This window comes from Ruegeria sp. H3 (genome assembly GCF_056533095.1).
The window spans coordinates 128,309-144,785 of sequence record NZ_JBQFOD010000006.1; the positions used below are offsets into that span (position 1 = coordinate 128,309).

Genomic DNA, 16,477 nt, shown 5'->3' on the forward strand with positions numbered 1-16,477 from the left:
TAGCCTAAAGAACCCGGCCTGCCACCGCATCCAGCTTGGACAGCAAGGCAGGATCACGCTTCTCTGGGGCCGTCAGGATCGCATATTCCAGCGCCCTGTCGCAGCCATGCGGGCAGGGCGCGCGCTCAGCCCCTAGCAAAGTGGGCAAGCCTTTGACCAGCGCCCGGCCTTTCTCGGCATTGCCGGTCAGGGTTTCGATGATTGAGGTGACATCGACCTCGCCGTGGTCCGGATGCCAGCTATCATAGTCCGTCACCATCGCAATCGAGGCATAACAAAGCTCGGCCTCACGGGCGAGTTTTGCCTCGGGCATATTGGTCATTCCAATCACATCACAACCCCATTGCTCGCGATACATCTTGGATTCGGCAAGGGTTGAGAACTGGGGCCCCTCCATCACCAGATAAGTACCGCCGCGGTGGATGGTGATGCCTGCGGCCTTGCCGGCTGTCTCACATGCATCGCTCAGCCGTGGGCACGTTGGGTGGGCAACGCTGACATGGGCTACACAACCTGTGCCAAAGAAGCTTTTATCACGCGCAAAGGTCCGGTCGATGAACTGATCGACGATCACGAAATCTCCGGGTGCCATGTGTTCCCGAAACGAACCGCAGGCCGAGACCGAGATGACATCAGTCACCTTTAGACGCTTCAGAGCGTCGATATTCGCACGATAGGGCACCTCGGTTGGTGAATGCACGTGCCCACGTCCGTGACGAGGTAGAAAGGCCATCTCGACGCCGTTCAGCGATCCGGTAAGGATCTGATCCGAGGCGGCACCCCAAGGGGTATCAACCGTGACCCATTCTGCATTTTCCAGCCCATCGATGTCATAAATGCCCGATCCTCCGATGACGGCGATTTTGGTTTGGGTCACGTTCGGCCTCCGATGCGAATTTCTGATACCCGATTTCTGCGGGGCGGCGCGCGAATTGGCAAGTGCAGTCAACTGTTTGTGTGCAACACCGGGCAAACCTTACCAAGCCATGCATCTAGCGCATAGCGGGTTCCCGATAATGCGGTATCTCAGCCGGGGCTTACCCGGTAGAAGGCCCCTTTCGCGCGAACATAACGACCCACAGGACCGTCCCATGCCCCGAGCCATGCTGGCAAGCTTTGCCAACCGTATAGCCAAACCCGATCTGCGTTGGGTACCGGATGAGGGGTTGACCGTCTCGCGCCTGCGGATCGAGCTGTTGTCAGGTCTGACCGTTGCGCTGGCGTTGGTTCCGGAAGCCGTAGCTTTTGCGTTTGTTGCAGGCGTTCATCCGCTTGTGGGCCTCTACGCGGCCTTCCTAGTCGGTCTGATCACCGCCCTGATCGGTGGCCGCCCCGGTATGATTTCGGGTGCAACGGGCGCTTTGGCCGTGGTCATGGTGGCCTTGGTGGCGCAGCATGGGGTCGAATATCTGTTCGCGACCGTTGTTCTGATGGGCATCTTGCAGGTCATCGCAGGTGCAATGCACTGGGGCCGTTTCATACGTCTTGTGCCCCACCCGGTGATGTTGGGCTTTGTGAACGGTCTGGCCATCGTGATCTTTTTGGCCCAGATGGGTCAGTTCAAAGTACCCGGCACCATGGAAAACACCGGCCACGGTATGAGTGGCGGTGAATGGCTTTCGGGGCTTCAGCTCTACACCATGCTGGGTCTTGTGGCGCTGACCATGGCGGTGATCTGGGTGATGCCGCGCATCACGCGCATCATTCCTGCGCCTCTGGCCGGTATTCTGGTCGTTGCGGCGCTTGTGATCGGTTTGGGTCTGGATGTTCCGCGCGTTGGCGATTTAGCGTCAATCGAGGGTGGCCTGCCCGCTTTCCACATTCCGATGGTTCCGCTGAACTGGGACACCTTTGAGATCATTCTACCCTACGCTGTTATTCTGGCAGCCATCGGCTTGATCGAATCCCTGCTGACCCTGAACCTCGTTGGCGAGATCACCGGCAAACGCGGTGGAGCCTCGCAGGAATGCATCGCACAAGGCGCGTCGAATATCGTAACTGGTTTTTTTGGCGGCATGGGCGGCTGCGCGATGATCGGGCAGTCGATGATCAACGTAAAATCCGGTGGTCGCACGCGGATTGCAGGGATCGCTGCGGCTTTGTTCCTGCTGATCTTTATCCTATTTGCCTCGCCTTTGATCGAACAAATCCCGCTGGCCGCACTGGTTGGCGTGATGTTCATGGTGGTGATTGGCACCTTCGCCTGGAACTCGTTCAAGATCATGCGGAAGGTGCCGTTGACGGATGCCTTCGTCATCGTGCTGGTGACGGTTGTGACAGTGATGGAAGACCTCGCCGTAGCAGTGGTTGTCGGTGTAATCGTCTCGGCACTGGCCTATGCGTGGAACAACGCCAAGCGCATCCATGCTGTCACTCGCGACTCGGAGACTGAAAAAGGGGCCAAGGTTTATGAAATCCAAGGCCCGCTGTTTTTCGGATCGTCTGACGGTTTTGTAGAACTGTTCGATGTGTCAAACGACCCAGACACCGTGATTGTGGATTTCGCCGAGAGCCGGGTTGTGGATCAATCGGCTTTGCAAGCCATCGAAAACATCGCTGGCAAGTACGAGGCTGCAGGCAAATGCGTCATGCTGCGCCATCTCAGCCGTGACTGCCACAGGCTGCTCAATAAGGCCGGTCACCTGATGGTCGATAGCGACGATGACCCGGATTATGGTCTGGCCGTGGATTACTCTGTCCGCACCGGAATTCTGGGCGGACACTGATCCTAAAAGGCGGCCACAATGGCCGCCTTTTTCTTAACGAACGATACGTTCCAAGGCATCAACATCGCCTGAAATCAGCGCATCTTCGGCGCGCTTGATCTGTTCGGCGGGCCAATTCCACCACTCCAAGGCAAGCAACCGCTCGATGATGTCGGACGGAAACCTAAACTTCCGAACCTCGGCAGGGTTACCCGTTGCGATGCCATATGGCGGGATCGTGCCGCGCACCACCGATCCGGCACCAATGATCGCCCCGTCCCCTATCCTCGCGCCCGGCAGGATCAGGGCACCGTAACCGATCCAGACATCATTGCCGATTACGGTGTCTCGCGTGTCTGGCTGATACTCCAACAGCTTCTCGGGATCAAAAACCGGGAAGGGATAGCACGTCACCCCATCCATCGCATGGTTGGCAGATGACGTTATGAATCGAACACCGTGGGCGAACTGACAGAACTTACCAATCACGAGGCGTTCGCGGGAAAATGGAAACAGAAACGGAGCCAGGCGAGCGGCCCAATCCGTTGGCGTGTCGAAATCCGAGGCATAGCTGTAGTCACCTGCTTCAATGCAAGGATGATCGATAGCCTGGTTCAGGAACACAGTACCCGGATGCTCGGTTCCATTGGGCAGGGTCACCGGGTATCGGCGTAAGGCGTGGGGCAGGGGCATTATTCATCGGGCCTAGATAGGCTGAACACTTCGGACACCACGGAATAGTCGCGGTATCCAAGTCGTGCCAGGGGTTGAAACGAGGTCACGTCGAACTTGCCATCCTTCATACAGTCATCGCGTAAATGCACGCCGATAACCTCGCCGAAAACAACTCGGTTTGCTTCGCCTGGTAGGGTGACGATCTGGGTCAGATTGCACTCGAGCGCAGCCGGAGCATTGGCGACTCGCGCGCAGGGAATGGTCTGGCATTCAACGGGCGTCAGGCCTGCATGGTGAAACTCATCCGTGTCCTTCGGCAGTGCGGCTGAGCTTGCGTTCATGGCATCCTGATGGGCCTGAGCCACAATGTTCACGCAGAACACACCGGTTGCTTCGATATTAGCAACGCTGTCTTTGGTTCCATCCTGATCCGGCTTAGACGCCGTCGAGGCGAACATGACCTGCGGCGGGTTATAGGCGACAGCGTTGAAGAAGGAGTAAGGGGCCAGATTGTTGATCCCATCAGCACTGCGCGTTGATATCCACCCGATCGGGCGAGGGGTGACGATGGCGTTAAATGGATTATGCGGCAGTCCGTGGCCGTCTTCGGGGCGATAGAACATATGGTCTCCAAGCGTTTGCCCAAGGCGTATCGAAGTGCTAGGGCGAATGCCAGCAAGGAAAAGAGGGCAGGCGTGCAGCAATTCGGGATCAGGCCGGAAGAGCCGGACGATTGGTGGGAGGTTGAAGCCCTTTATGACCTGTGCTTTGCACCGGGGCGCGAAGCGCTGTCTTCCTATCGCTTGCGCGACGATGTCCCGCCTGTTTCCGGGCTCTCTATGGTCGCGCGCGATGGGCAAGGCATTCTAGCGGGTGCGATCCGGTTCTGGCCGGTCCATGTCGGCACAGAAGATGCGCTGCTATTGGGGCCAGTCGCGGTACACCCCACGCGCCAAGGTGAAGGTTTGGGCGGGTATCTAATCCACGCCGGTCTCGAGGCCGGGCGCGATCTGGGATGGCAGCGCGTCATGCTGGTAGGTGACGAGCCTTATTACTCTCGCTTCGGTTTTGCCCGGCTGAGAGGTGTCGAGATGCCACCGCCAACGAACCCGGATCGTATTCTCGGGTTGGATTTAATCCCTGAAGGATGGGCTAATGTGGCGGGTTTCGTCACAAGATGGACACGCTGACCTATTGAAACTCTGACTGCAAACCCCGATCTGTTCAAAGAACGGAGGGATCAGATGCAGGACGTGGTTCTTGTTGAAGACATAGATGCCGAGGCAGAGCTGGACCGCTTGGCGCAGCACTATAGAACTGCGGGCGGTGCCGGGGTTCGACTACTGAACGCACTGGGTGGGTCGGCTGAATCCCTGATTGACCAATTGCCTGAACCCGTACGTCAAGGCCTGACCGGAGCGACCGAGAGCGCTTTGTGGTTGGCCATTCAGGCGGCGCAAGGTTCAAGGCGCGCTGTACCGGATCAGGAGCCATGGGTGAATACGGCGGTTACAACCGCGATGGGCGCGGCAGGTGGTATTGGCGGCCTATCGACGTCATTGGTTGAACTGCCGGCAACCACTGCAATGTTGTTGCGCTCAATTCAGGGCGCGGCCGCGCGCGAAGGCTTTGACCCGGCTGAGGAAAACGTCAAATTCGATTGCGTTCGCGTTTTGTCAGCAGCAGGCCCATTGTCATATGATGACGGGGCTGATTTGGGGTTCTTTTCCGTGCGCTTGACGCTGACCGGACCAGCCATGCAGCGCCTGATCGCAGCGGTTGCGCCGCGGCTATCGATCGTTCTGGGGCAAAAACTTGCCGCGCAGTCGGTACCGCTGCTGGGGGCACTCGCAGGTGGCGGAACAAACTATATCTATACCCGCTACTATCAGCAGATCGCGCATGTTCATTTTGGTCTGCGCCGATTGGCGATTGATGCCGATATTCCGCACGATCAACTGGTTCGGATGCTGTCGTCCAGAATGTAGCCCGAGGCCAGAAACCTTGGCTTGAACCGCATGATGTGGTATCAAAAACTATCAGGTTCGCAAAATAGGACAAAAATCAGCGACCTGACAGACAGGCTTGAACCTCTTGTGAAAGGGATTGTCGCGATGAACGCCCGGCTTTCATCCGAGCTATGGCATGGTGTGGAAAATCTTGCGATTTTACCGCAAGCAGCTGCCTTATGTTATCGGGTTGAGCTGGGTCGGCCGGAGGTTCTTTTGATCACGACACGGCAAACCCGGCGATGGATCATCCCCAAAGGCTGGCTGATGCCCGGATTGACGGCGGCCGAAACCGCTACGCAGGAAGCCTGGGAGGAGGCGGGTGTTGTCGGAAAATGCGGTGACCAATCGCTGGGACAGTTCCCTTTTGTAAAGATGCGACCCAGAAAAGGGCCTGTTTTGTGTATGGTTGACGTGTATCCGATGCACGTGAAATCCTTGGCGCAGGAATTTCCGGAAAAAGGGCAGCGCAAGCGGCAATGGTGTTCGCTGAAAAAAGCAGCGTCCAAGGTGGCCTCGCCTGAGCTTGCCGTCATTTTACGCAGCTTTAAGTCCGGCCTGCATTGATCATCCTTTTGTAGGGCTTGATATTGTCTTGCCGGTCGGTATCTATTCGGCCATCGCTTTTTTGGGTGAAAAATGATTCAATACGCGTTGAAATGCGTCGAAGGCCACACATTCGACAGCTGGTTCCAGTCCGCCGAAGCGTTTGACAAGCTGGCGGCAGCAGGTCTTCTGACTTGTGCGGTCTGCGGATGCTCGCAAGTGGAAAAAGCAATCATGACACCACGGGTACGCCCCGCACGTAAGGCCGCGCCCAAACCCGACGCAACAGCGCCCGCCGGATCCGGTGACATCAGTGTGGCGACACCCGCGCCTGAGATAGAGAAAGCGCTGGCCGAGCTGCGCCGCAAGGTCGAGGAAAACTCGGACTATGTTGGTAAAGATTTTGCCAGCGAAGCCCGAAAGATGCATTTGGGCGACGCACCCGAACGATCGATCTATGGCGAGGCCAAGCCAGATGAGGCGAAAGCGCTGATCGAAGATGGCGTGCCCGTCGCCCCGTTGCCCTTTGTGCCCAGCAGAAAGACGAATTGATCTATGCATCTACTGATTACCGGAGCCAATCGCGGAATCGGAAAGGCTCTGGCGGATCAATATCGCGCTGAGGGTCATAATGTCACCGGCACGGCCCGCGACAATAGTGCTGAAATACAGTTGGATGTCTCAGATAGCGCGCATCATCAGGCGATGGCGCGGCAGCTAGAAGGTCAACCGCTGGATCTGCTGATCTGCAATGCAGGCGTTTATCTTGACAAGGGTCAGGGCCTCGATGGCTATCCGGCAGACATGTGGGCACAGAGCTTTGCGACGAATGTCACCGGTGTTTTTCTAACCATTCAGGCTTTGCTACCAAATTTAAAGGCCGCTGGCGGCAAAATCGCTATTCTCTCATCACAAATGGCATCACACTCGCGGGCGCCAGGTGGCAGTTACATCTACCGTGCTTCGAAGGCGGCAGCGTTGAATCTGGGACGTAATCTGGCGACCGATCTAAGGGCAGATGGCATTGCAGTCGGGATTTACCATCCGGGCTGGGTGCAGACGGATATGGGCGGATCGTCAGCCGATATTCACGTGGATGAGGCCGTTTCAGGCCTCATCAAACGCTTTGACGCGCTCTCATTGGACAATACCGGTTGCTTTGAGACCTATGATGGCCAGCCGCATGCTTACTGAGCGTTCAGCGCTGCCTTTGGCAGTTCATAAACCTCTCCGGGTTCGATGAATATGATCAGCAGATCACCGCGTGTTTCGTAGCTGAGTTTCGAAGGTGAACTACTGGAATCCGGCACGCCATCGGTGAAATAGATGTTGCGCACCTCGCCATTGCCCAAGGCCACCGCCAGGGTGGCGCTGCCATCATCGCGACGGCGCAGTTCCGCATTGCAGCTTTGCAGCGGGTCACCGGCATTGACCGCGCAAGGGACGGTACCCAAAGCGTTCTGACCATCGGTTCCTGCCACGCTTGCGACCTGCGCAATGGCGGGAGAGGATAGAAGGACGAAGGCGGCGACAAGGCGGAGCATAAATAACCTCTTGGAATGATTGCGAAGGACAGGCTGACACTGTGCCCACTGATTGTAAAGCAGCCCTGGGTCGCAGGCAAAGCCTGATTGCGCCCTTGCCCTTGATCCCCCCCTCGCATATGAGGCACGGAACTAACAGCCCAAGGCACGGAGACAGTTGGCCTCATGCCCGTACTCGTGATGAAATTCGGAGGCACATCGGTTGCCAATCTTGACCGTATCCGCCGCGCGGCAAAGCGTGTGGGCGTTGAGGTGGCCAAGGGATATGACGTGATCGTCATCGTCTCGGCCATGTCCGGCAAGACCAACGAACTGGTGGGCTGGGTGAATGAAACCTCACCGCTGTTCGATGCGCGTGAATATGACGCTGTGGTTTCCTCGGGCGAGAATGTGACCGCAGGTCTGATGGCGTTGACTCTACAGGAAATGGATATCCCGGCGCGCAGTTGGCAGGGTTGGCAGGTTCCGTTGTTGACCAATGGTGCTCATTCTTCGGCGCGGATCGAAGAAATCCCGACCGACAACCTGAACCAGAAGTTCGGGGAAGGCATGAAAGTCGCGGTTGTCGCCGGGTTTCAGGGCCTGAGCCCCGAAGGGCGTATCACAACGCTGGGCCGGGGTGGCTCAGACACGACGGCTGTGGCCTTTGCTGCCGCTTTCGAGGCCGAGCGCTGTGATATTTACACGGATGTGGACGGTGTTTACACGACCGACCCACGCATCTGCGAGAAGGCGCGCAAGCTTGAGAAAATCTCGTTCGAGGAAATGCTGGAACTGGCCTCACTGGGCGCAAAAGTTCTACAGACCCGCTCGGTCGAGTTGGCGATGCGCTATAAGGTGCGCCTGCGGGTGCTGTCCAGTTTTGAAGAACAATCCGACAATGCAGGCACGCTGGTCTGCGATGAGGAGGATATTATGGAATCCAATGTTGTGGCCGGTGTGGCCTATTCTCGCGACGAAGCCAAGATGACTGTGGTGTCGGTCGCCGACCGCCCAGGGATCGCGTCGATCATCTTTACCGCGCTCAGCGATGAGGGCGTCAATGTCGACATGATCGTACAGAATATTTCGGACGAAGGTCGCACAGACATGACCTTCTCGTGCCCGACCGATCAGGTCGCACGCGCAGAAAAAGCGCTGTTGGCGATCAAGGATGCGGGCGAGCTGAACTATGCCGAGCTGGTTGCCGATAATGACGTTTGCAAGGTCTCGGTGGTTGGAATCGGTATGCGCTCGCAATCCGGTGTTGCGGCCAAGATGTTCAAGATTCTCTCGGATGAGGGGATCAATATTAAGGTCATTACAACCTCTGAGATAAAAATTTCCGTTCTGGTGGATCGGAAATACATGGAACTTGCCGTTCAGGCACTGCATGATGCCTTTGAACTGGACAAGGCGGCCTGAGCATTTCAGCCAAAGGTCTTGCCTGACGCACTAATTTGGGTGGGCCATGGCGGACGGCACCGAAACTGAATCCCGCAAGCTGCTGGGACGGCTGCGCGAAGAAATGGCGAGCGAGGCCGCCGGACAGGAACGGCTTGACCGGATCACTCATCTGATCGCCGATAGCATCCGAGCCGAGGTGTGCTCGGTCTATCTGTTCCGAGACGAGGAAACGCTGGAACTCTGCGCAACCGAAGGCCTGTCGCCCGAGGCGGTGCATAAAACGCGGATGCGGATGGGCGAAGGGCTGGTCGGTCGTGTAGCCAAGTCTGGCAAGATCGTGAACACCGCCGACGCGCCATCGGCCAAAGGTTTTCGCTACATGCCGGAAACCGGTGAAGAACGGTTCTCGTCTTTTCTGGGTGTTCCGATACAGCGATTGGGCGAAAACCTAGGCGTACTGGTCGTTCAGTCGCGCGAGGCGCGCGAGTATTCTGCTGATGAGGTCTACGCTCTGGAAGTTGTCGCCATGGTGTTGGCCGAAATGGCCGAGCTGGGCGCGTTCGTCGGTGAAGGTGCGGCGCTGTCTCCATTGCACCAGCAATCCGTACTGCTGCGGGGCGGACCGGCGCAGGAAGGGTCAGCCGAGGGGCATGTCTGGCTGCACGAGCCGCGCGTCGTAATCACCAATCCGATTGCCGATGATCCACATCGAGAGCGTGAGCGGCTGGTCGAGGCGGTCGAAGAGTTGCGCGTTGGCGTCGACAAGATGTTGGAGATTTCTCAGGGCGGGGATTCTGACCAGCTGAAAGTGTTGGAAGCCTACAGGATGTTTGCGAATTCCAAAGGCTGGATGCGCCGGATGGAGGAAGACATTGCGCTGGGCCTTAGCGCCGAAGCGGCGGTTGAGAAAGAGCAATCGCAGGCGCGTGCCCGCATGGGGCAGGTGACTGATCCCTATCTGCGAGAGCGTCTGGCCGATCTGGATGATCTGTCCAACCGCCTGCTGCGGATCCTGACGGGGCAGGGTAAAACTGATAGTTCAGACCTGCCACCGGATCCGATTCTAATTGCGCGCAACATTGGCCCAGGCGATCTGTTGGAATATGGTCGCTCGCTGAAAGGGATTGTGCTTGAGGAAGGGTCTGTGGGCAGCCATGCGACCATCGTGGCACGTGCCTTGGCGATCCCATTGGTTGTCCATGTTGGGCGCATCACGACCGAGGCACTCAATGGGGATCATATCCTGGTCGATGGCGACCAAGGTGTTGTGCACCTGCGCCCCGAGGATACCGTGGTCAGCGCCTTCCGCGACAAGATCGCCATGCAGGCAAAAGCGCAGGAACGCTATGCCTCGATCCGTGAAACACCATGCGTGACACAGGACGGCGCACGGATGAATCTGGTGATGAACGCTGGTCTGATGGCAGACCTGCCGTCGCTGAATAATTCGGGGGCCGAAGGGGTTGGATTGTTCCGGACCGAGCTTCAATTCCTGGTCCGTAATCAGATGCCGAAACGGTCTGAACTTGTTACGCAATACCAACGCGTGCTGGACGCAGCAGGTGAGAAACGCGTGGTATTTCGCACGCTGGATATCGGGTCAGACAAAGTACTGCCCTATATGAAACATGTAGCCGAACCGAACCCCGCCCTTGGCTGGCGCGCGATCCGAGTGGGTCTTGATAAGCGTGGGGTCATGCGGATGCAATTGCAGGCGCTTATCCGCGCTGCGAATGGGCGGCCCTTAACGGTTATGTTCCCTTTTGTCGCGCAGGCCGATGAGTTCCGTGAAGCCCGATGGGAGGTCAACAAGACCATCGAGCGGGAAAAGCGACTGGGTCATGTGCTACCCGAAACGCTGGAAGTAGGTGCGATGCTCGAGACGCCGTCTTTGGGGTTTGCACCGCAGAAGTTCTTTGACGAAGTCGATTTCATTTCAATCGGTGGCAACGACCTGAAACAGTTCTTCTTTGCGGCCGATCGCGAAAACGAGCTGGTGCGCAGGCGGTATGACACCCTGAATGTCAGCTTCCTCAGCTTTATCGAACGCGTGGTTGAACGCTGCGATATCTCGGATACGCCGCTCAGTTTCTGCGGTGAGGATGCGGGTCGGCCCGTTGAGGCCCTGTGCTTGGCGGCGATGGGAATTCGGACTTTGTCGATGCGTCCGGCCTCGATTGGTCCTGTGAAAAGCCTGTTGTTGCGTTCGAACCTTCAGGAAGTGCGCAAGATCATCGCCGATGCGCGCCACCGAGGCGAGCAATCCGTGCGACCTTCGGTGATGGAGTGGTTGCGCAGCCAAAGCTAGTCGGAAAACCTGCGGCTTTGCGCAAATCCATGCTTGATTTCTTGGGTCTATCTACTTATTACGACCATAAATGTTAGCGATAACATTCTTATGATGGCAGTGTCACCTTCTCAAATCATGGGGCATGATAGGCTGGCACAGGTGGATGCAAAAGGAACCAGGCCATGGTCTCACGTGTAATTCCTGTAGACCCGTTTGACCTCGTGCTTTTTGGCGCGACGGGCGATCTGGCGCAGCGCAAGATCCTACCCGGACTGTATCACCGTTTTGAGGTTGGTCAGATGCCCGAAGATGCGCGTATTATTGGTACGGCGCGTTCGGACATGGACAGTGAAGGGTTTCGCAAACAACTGCGCGCGTCGATGGATGAGTTTGCCCCGAAATATGACAAGGGCATTTTGGACCGGTTCCTGTCACGCGTCGACTATTTCCCGGTGGATGCGCTGGGCGATTCAGGATGGCCTGATCTGGCGAAATCGCTGCGACCTGATGTGGTGCGCGCTTTCTATCTGTCCGTGGGGCCCAGCCTGTTTTCGGGTATCGCGCAACGGCTGCACGATCATGGGTTGGCCACGCCCGACAGCAGGATCGTGGTGGAAAAACCCTTTGGCCATGATCTGGCCTCGGCCAAGGCGTTGAACGAAGGGTTGCGCGCCTGTTTCGAAGAGCATCAAATCTACCGGATCGACCACTATCTGGGCAAGGAAACCGTGCAGAACCTGATGGCGCTGCGCTTTGCCAATTCATTATTCGAGCCGCTCTGGAACGCCACGCATGTCGATCATGTTCAGATCACCGTGGCTGAGACGGTGGGTGTTGAGGGGCGTGGCGCTTACTATGATCAATCCGGCGCGATGCGGGATATGATTCAGAACCACCTGGTGCAATTGCTGTGTCTGACGGCGATGGAGCCGCCTTCGAAATTCGCACCCAACGCGGTGAGGGATGAAAAGGTCAAAGTGATCGAAGCACTGGAACCGGTTGAGCCCAAAGATATCGCGCGCGGCCAATATCGTACGGGCAAGGGCAGCGATGGCTATCTGGATCATGTTGGTGACCCGGCCAGCCGCACCGAAAGCTATATCGCGCTCAAGGCGCATATAGGCAATTGGCGCTGGGCGGGTGTGCCGTTCTACCTGCGCACCGGCAAGCGCCTGAGGGCTCGTGAATCTGAGATCGCCGTGTTCTTCCGCGATCCTCCGCATACGATTTTCCCGAATGTTGGCCCTTTGCACGGCAACGTGCTGGTGATCCGCCTGCAACCGGATGAGGGCATCACCTTGCGCACCACGATCAAGGAGCCGGGGCAGGGCGGGTTCCGCCTGTCCGACGTGGCGCTGGACATGAGCTTTGCCGACGCGTTGGGCGATGATGGTCAATCCCCTGACGCTTATGAACGCCTGATTATGGACGTGATCCGCGGCGATCAGACCTTGTTCATGCGCGGGGACGAAGCCGAGGCTGCCTGGGCCTGGGTCGATCCCATCATTCACGGCTGGGAAGAACGTGGCGACAAGCCCGCAAAATACGATCAGGGCAGTTCAGGGCCCGAAGAAGCATTGATGCTGATGCATCGCGATGGACGCCGCTGGCGTCAGATCGGAGGGTAATCATGGTCAATACAGTTATTTCGGACGTCACTAAACGCATCATCGACCGCAGCGCCGACTTGCGCGGCCCACATCTTGAGCGGATGGAACTGGCCAAATCCAAAGGCCCCGCCCGTGCGCATCTGTCCTGCAGCGGTCAGGCGCATGCTTATGCTGGTGCCGGTGAGGATCAGAACTCGATGGCGACCGGTACGGCTGGGAACCTTGGTATCGTCACCGCCTATAACGACATGCTCTCGGCTCACCAGCCGTTTGAGCGTTATCCCGAACTGATCCGTCAGGCGATCCGAACAGCAGGTGGCACAGCGCAGGTCGCAGGCGGGGTTCCCGCCATGTGCGACGGCGTGACCCAAGGTGAGGCGGGGATGGAGCTATCCCTGTTCTCGCGCGATGTGATCGCGCTGGCGACAGGAGTTTCCCTCAGCCACAACACCTATGACGCGGCTGTGTTTCTGGGCGTCTGCGACAAGATCGTGCCCGGCCTGATCATCGGCGCGCAGGCCTTTGGCCATCTGCCGGCCGTCTTCCTACCGGCTGGTCCGATGACCAGCGGTCTGCCCAACGACGAAAAAGCAAAGGTGCGCCAGCAATTCGCTGCCGGAGAGGTTGGTCGCGACGCCCTGATGCAGGCTGAAATGGCAGCTTACCATGGCCCCGGCACCTGCACTTTTTATGGCACCGCCAACACCAACCAGATGCTGATGGAGTTCATGGGCCTGCACCTGCCGGGCTCCAGCTTCGTCAACCCCAACACGCCTCTGCGCGATGCTCTGACCGAGGAAGGCGCGCGCCGCGCCCTGTCTCTCAGCGCGTTGGGCAATCACTACACACCGGTCTGCCAGATCCTCGATGAACGCGCCTTCGTCAATGGTATCGTTGGCTTGATGGCCACGGGAGGTTCGACCAACCTGCTGATCCACCTGATCGCCATGGCGCGCGCGGGTGGTATCGTGCTGGATTGGGAGGATTTTTCCGACATCTCCGCAGTGGTCCCACTGGTCGCGCGGGTCTATCCCAACGGTCTGGCCGATGTGAACCACTTCCACGCCGCGGGGGGCTTGGGCTTTACGATCAGTACGCTACTGGACGATGGGCTGCTGCACCCTGACACACTGACCGTCGCGGGGCAGGGCCTTCACAACTACACCAAGGAACCAAAGCTGAAAGACGGCGAGTTGGTCTGGGAGGACGGCGCGGGCCACAGCCTGAATGAAAAGATCGTGCGCCCGGCAAAGGACCCGTTCCAGTCCACCGGTGGCCTGTCGCGCCTGACCGGAAATCTGGGCACCGGCGTCATGAAGGTCTCAGCCGTGGCACCCGAACACCAAGTGGTCGAAGCGCCCGTCCGTGTGTTTCACGACCAAAACGACGTCAAAGCCGCCTTCAAGGCCGGAGAGTTCACTGATGACGTCATCGTCGTTGTTCGATTCCAGGGCCCGAAGGCCAATGGTATGCCCGAGCTGCACTCGCTGACGCCGATACTGTCGATCCTTCAGGGCAGAGGCCAAAAGGTCGCTCTGGTCACCGATGGCCGCATGTCTGGGGCGTCGGGCAAGGTTCCCGCGGCCATCCATGTCTGCCCTGAGGCGCTGGACGGTGGTGCCATCGGCTATCTGCAAGACGGTGATCTGCTGCGCGTCGATGCAGTCAAGGGTGAGCTTGAGATCCTCACCCCCGGCGTCCTCGACCGTACCCCAGCCACTGCTGATCTGTCTGCCAACCAGCACGGCGTCGGCCGCGACCTCTTCGGCGCGTTCCGCCAGAATGTCGGCTCCGCCGACACAGGTGCCAGCATTTTCGGAGTTTAACCCATGTCCAAAACCCAACGCACCCGCGAGATCTGCGCGCTGGCCCCCATAGTTCCGGTGCTCGTCGTCGATGACGCCGTCCACGCTCGCCCCTTGGCCGAGGCGCTGGTCGCAGGCGGTCTTCCCGCGCTCGAAGTCACTCTGCGCACCCCTGCGGCACTGGACGCGATCCGCGCCATGGCCGCTGTGCCCGGAGGCGTCGTGGGCGCAGGCACGCTGGTCACCCCCGAAGACGTCCGCGCCGCCAAAGAAGCGGGCGCGCAGTTCGGCGTCTCGCCCGGCGCGACCGACGCCCTCATCGCCGCCTGCGAAGCCGAAGGCCTGCCCCTTCTGCCCGGCGCTGCCACCGCGAGTGAGGCGATGGCCCTGCTGGAAAAGGGCTATGACATGCTGAAATTCTTCCCTGCCGAGGCGTCGGGCGGTGCACCGGCCCTGAAAGCCATTGGGGCGCCTCTGCCTCAGATCACTTTCTGCCCCACGGGCGGTGTCTCGCCCTCAAACGCGCGTGATTATCTGTCTCTCTCCAACGTGATCTGCGCAGGCGGCAGCTGGGTTGCGCCCAAGCAGATGGTCCAAAACGGCGATTGGTCCGGGATCGAATCCCTTGCGCGCGAGGCCGCTGGTCTGATGGATTGACGTCGCAGAGCGAAACGCTAGGGTAGGCCTCAATTCAAACAGGTTGCCCTCATGACAAACCAAACCTCCCTCGTGCATGGGCGCGAGTATTTGGCCATTCCCGGCCCTTCGGTGATGCCCGACGCGGTGCTGCAGGCCATGCACCGCCCGTCACCCAATATCTATGACGGCGAGTTGATCGAGATGATGCCCGCGCTGACGCAGGACCTAAAGCGCGTGGCCGGTACCCAGCACAACGTCGCCATTTATATCGCGAACGGCCACGGCACGTGGGAGGCTGCGCTTTCGAACGTGATCGCGCCCGGCGAAACCGTTCTGGCCCCAGCCTCTGGTAGGTTCACCTATGGCTGGGCTGAGATGGCCGAAGGGATTGGTGCCAAGGTCAAAACGATTGATTTCGGCACATCTTCTCCATGGGATTTCGACCAAATCGCCGATGTTCTGCGGGCCGACCAAGCGCATGAAATCAAGGCAGTTCTTGCCGTCCATGTGGATACATCCAGCTCGATCCGCAATGATATCCCAGCCTTGCGCACGCTTCTGGACGAGTTGAACCATCCGGCGCTGCTCATGGCGGATTGCATCGCCTCACTCGGGTGTGATCGGTTCGAAATGGACGCCTGGGGCGTCGATGTGACAGTCACCGCCTGCCAAAAAGGGCTGATGACACCGCCCGGCATAGGCTTTGTCTTCTTCAATGGCAAAGCGCAGGCAAAACGGGCCGCAATGCCACGTGTCTCGCTCTATTGGGACTGGCGGCCGCGCGCCAACCCTGAATTATTCTACCAATATTTTGACGGCACCGCGCCGACACATCACCTTTACGGTCTACGTGCAGCGCTCGACATGATTCATGCAGAGGGTGTCGAAAACGTCTGGGCCCGTCACCAGCACCTTGCCAAAGCGATCTGGGCCGCCTGCGAGGTCTGGGCGCAGGGCGGTGCCCTCCATTTCAATGTCGCCGATCCGGCCTATCGCAGCCATGCGGTCACCGCTCTGCGCCTGACCGAAGGGCGCGGCACACCGCTGCGCAACTTTACCGAAAACCACCTCGGCCTGACGCTCGGCATCGGCTTGGGGATGGAAGACTGGGACGGCTGTTTCCGCCTCGGCCATATGGGCCATGTAAACGCCCAGATGGTTATGGCGATCCTAGGCGGCGTGGAAACCGCAATGGCGGCCTTGAACATACCACGCGGCAACGGCGCGCTCGAGGCTGCTGCGACAATCCTGGCGAACCAGGCCTGATC

At 58.5% G+C, this 16,477-nt stretch carries 16 protein-coding genes; 12 read left to right on the plus strand and 4 right to left on the minus strand.

Annotated elements, in window-relative coordinates; all coding sequences use genetic code 11:
• Positions 1 to 4 precede the first annotated feature (4 nt).
• The gene (locus ACR0JE_RS09355) at positions 5 to 877 is read right to left on the minus strand and encodes an S-methyl-5'-thioadenosine phosphorylase (protein ID WP_480863975.1); all 873 of its coding nucleotides are present in this window, start codon (positions 875 to 877) and stop codon (positions 5 to 7) included.
• A 214-nt stretch (positions 878 to 1,091) separates the two neighbouring features.
• Between ACR0JE_RS09355 and ACR0JE_RS09360 the strand changes: the two genes are divergently transcribed.
• Complete coding sequence (locus tag ACR0JE_RS09360) at positions 1,092 to 2,726, plus strand: SulP family inorganic anion transporter (protein ID WP_480542082.1); 1,635 nt, start codon at positions 1,092 to 1,094, stop codon at positions 2,724 to 2,726.
• A 33-nt stretch (positions 2,727 to 2,759) separates the two neighbouring features.
• Here ACR0JE_RS09360 and ACR0JE_RS09365 read toward each other — a convergent pair whose 3' ends face one another.
• On the minus strand, positions 2,760 to 3,398 hold the full coding sequence (locus ACR0JE_RS09365; protein WP_480542084.1) for a CatB-related O-acetyltransferase: 639 nt from the start codon (positions 3,396 to 3,398) through the stop codon (positions 2,760 to 2,762).
• On the minus strand, positions 3,398 to 4,003 hold the full coding sequence (locus tag ACR0JE_RS09370) for a flavin reductase family protein (RefSeq protein WP_480542086.1): 606 nt from the start codon (positions 4,001 to 4,003) through the stop codon (positions 3,398 to 3,400). Before ACR0JE_RS09370 ends, ACR0JE_RS09365 begins: the two co-directional genes overlap by 1 nt.
• Positions 4,004 to 4,075: 72 nt before the next feature.
• Between ACR0JE_RS09370 and ACR0JE_RS09375 the strand changes: the two genes are divergently transcribed.
• The 5 genes from ACR0JE_RS09375 to ACR0JE_RS09395 all read left to right on the plus strand — a co-directional run bounded on the left by ACR0JE_RS09375 (position 4,076) and on the right by ACR0JE_RS09395 (position 7,129).
• A complete protein-coding gene (locus ACR0JE_RS09375; protein ID WP_480863976.1) occupies positions 4,076 to 4,570 on the plus strand; it encodes a GNAT family N-acetyltransferase in 495 nt (164 codons plus the stop codon).
• Positions 4,571 to 4,624: 54 nt separating this feature from the next.
• Complete coding sequence (locus ACR0JE_RS09380) at positions 4,625 to 5,368, plus strand: EcsC family protein (RefSeq protein ID WP_170530945.1); 744 nt, start codon at positions 4,625 to 4,627, stop codon at positions 5,366 to 5,368.
• Positions 5,369 to 5,398: 30 nt separating this feature from the next.
• Positions 5,399 to 5,956, plus strand: coding sequence for an NUDIX hydrolase (locus ACR0JE_RS09385; protein ID WP_480864023.1), 558 nt, complete (start codon positions 5,399 to 5,401; stop codon positions 5,954 to 5,956).
• Positions 5,957 to 6,028: 72 nt separating this feature from the next.
• Positions 6,029 to 6,487 carry a DUF1178 family protein gene (locus ACR0JE_RS09390; protein ID WP_480863977.1) on the plus strand — a complete coding sequence of 153 codons (459 nt, stop codon included), beginning with the start codon at positions 6,029 to 6,031 and terminating at the stop codon, positions 6,485 to 6,487.
• Between the two features lie 3 nt (positions 6,488 to 6,490).
• Positions 6,491 to 7,129, plus strand: a complete 639-nt coding sequence (locus ACR0JE_RS09395) for an SDR family NAD(P)-dependent oxidoreductase (protein WP_480542094.1) — start codon at positions 6,491 to 6,493, stop codon at positions 7,127 to 7,129.
• Here ACR0JE_RS09395 and ACR0JE_RS09400 read toward each other — a convergent pair.
• A complete protein-coding gene (locus ACR0JE_RS09400; protein WP_480863978.1) occupies positions 7,123 to 7,479 on the minus strand; it encodes a hypothetical protein in 357 nt (118 codons plus the stop codon). The two genes, ACR0JE_RS09395 and ACR0JE_RS09400, sit on opposite strands and share 7 nt — an antisense overlap.
• A gap of 165 nt (positions 7,480 to 7,644) precedes the next feature.
• On the opposite strand from ACR0JE_RS09400, the gene ACR0JE_RS09405 reads away from it, so the two are divergent.
• From ACR0JE_RS09405 to ACR0JE_RS09430, 6 genes are all read left to right on the plus strand, one after another.
• Positions 7,645 to 8,883, plus strand: coding sequence for an aspartate kinase (locus ACR0JE_RS09405; protein ID WP_353013671.1), 1,239 nt, complete (start codon positions 7,645 to 7,647; stop codon positions 8,881 to 8,883).
• Positions 8,884 to 8,929: 46 nt separating this feature from the next.
• Complete coding sequence (gene ptsP, locus ACR0JE_RS09410) at positions 8,930 to 11,173, plus strand: phosphoenolpyruvate--protein phosphotransferase (RefSeq protein WP_170530932.1); 2,244 nt, start codon at positions 8,930 to 8,932, stop codon at positions 11,171 to 11,173.
• Between the two features lie 164 nt (positions 11,174 to 11,337).
• Positions 11,338 to 12,783, plus strand: coding sequence for a glucose-6-phosphate dehydrogenase (zwf, locus tag ACR0JE_RS09415; RefSeq protein WP_480542100.1), 1,446 nt, complete (start codon positions 11,338 to 11,340; stop codon positions 12,781 to 12,783).
• Between the two features lie 2 nt (positions 12,784 to 12,785).
• Positions 12,786 to 14,591, plus strand: a complete 1,806-nt coding sequence (gene edd, locus ACR0JE_RS09420; RefSeq protein WP_480863979.1) for a phosphogluconate dehydratase — start codon at positions 12,786 to 12,788, stop codon at positions 14,589 to 14,591.
• A gap of 3 nt (positions 14,592 to 14,594) precedes the next feature.
• Positions 14,595 to 15,227, plus strand: a complete 633-nt coding sequence (locus ACR0JE_RS09425) for a bifunctional 4-hydroxy-2-oxoglutarate aldolase/2-dehydro-3-deoxy-phosphogluconate aldolase (protein ID WP_480863980.1) — start codon at positions 14,595 to 14,597, stop codon at positions 15,225 to 15,227.
• Between the two features lie 51 nt (positions 15,228 to 15,278).
• Positions 15,279 to 16,475: a pyridoxal-phosphate-dependent aminotransferase family protein gene (locus tag ACR0JE_RS09430; protein WP_480863981.1), complete on the plus strand. Its 1,197-nt coding sequence runs from the start codon at positions 15,279 to 15,281 to the stop codon at positions 16,473 to 16,475.
• Positions 16,476 to 16,477: the final 2 nt, after the last annotated feature.